This is a genomic window from Pedobacter sp. 01N416, from assembly GCF_056399685.1.
Genome location: NZ_JBFTRT010000945.1, coordinates 1 through 934 on the forward strand (window position 1 = coordinate 1; position 934 = coordinate 934).

At 39.5% G+C, this 934-nt stretch carries 1 protein-coding gene; it reads left to right on the forward strand.

Going from position 1 to position 934, the window contains the following annotated elements; translation table 11 throughout:
* Positions 1-17: 17 nt before the first annotated feature.
* Positions 18-934: MFS transporter (locus AC1DND_RS28575; RefSeq protein WP_477586311.1), on the forward strand; the 917-nt coding region annotated here is incomplete at its 3' end.

Sequence of the window (934 nt, forward strand, 5' to 3'; positions counted from 1 at the left end):
CAACCACACAGCCAGAAATTGTAACTGAGGGCGATCCGTCATCAGGAAAGAAGTATCTATTGCCTTTTATACTCGTAATCAGCTTGTTTTTCCTTTGGGGAATGGCACATAACCTCGATTCAATCCTGATTCCGCACCTAAAGAAAGCATGTAACCTCAATAATAAACAATCCACATTGATTGATACTTCTGTTTTCTTTGCCTACTTTTTAATGGCTATTCCTGCCGGAATGATTTTGAAAAAGTGGGGTTATAAAGCAACGATGATCTCAGGTTTGTTGGCTTTTGCGTTTGGTGCATTTTTATTTGTTCCTGCCGCCAATAACTTATCATACATTACATTTTTAATTGCGCTTTTCATTATTGGCTGTGGTTTAACCATGCTTGAAACTTCTGCTAATCCTTATGCTGCTGTATTGGGAGATCCTGCAAAAGCAACGAGTAGATTAAACCTTGCTGCATCTTTCAACGGATTGGCTGCTATGGTGGCACCAATGATTGGCGGATTGTTTATCCTTTCAGGTAAATCGCACACCAAAGAAGAATTGGCAGCCATGACGGAGGCAGGTAGAAACAGTTATTTCTTAGAAGAGGCAGCATCAGTTAAAACACCATACATTTCCCTTGGCATTGTTTTATTAATAATAGCCGCTGTATTTTACTTTATTCACCTTCCCGAAATCAAAACCAAAAGTATTGATGGACAAGCTAAAGGAAGTTTTTTTGGTGCATTACGTCACAAACATTTAAAGTGGGCGGTTATTGCTCAGTTCTTTTATGTTGGTGCGCAGGTATGTGTTACCAGTTTCTTTATTAGAATGGCTCAACAAGGCGGTGGTTTTGACGAAAAAACAGCTGCATCATATTTAGTTGTTTATGGATTTTTATTTACCGCTGGCCGTTTCGCTGGAACGGCGCTCTTACAGTTCATATC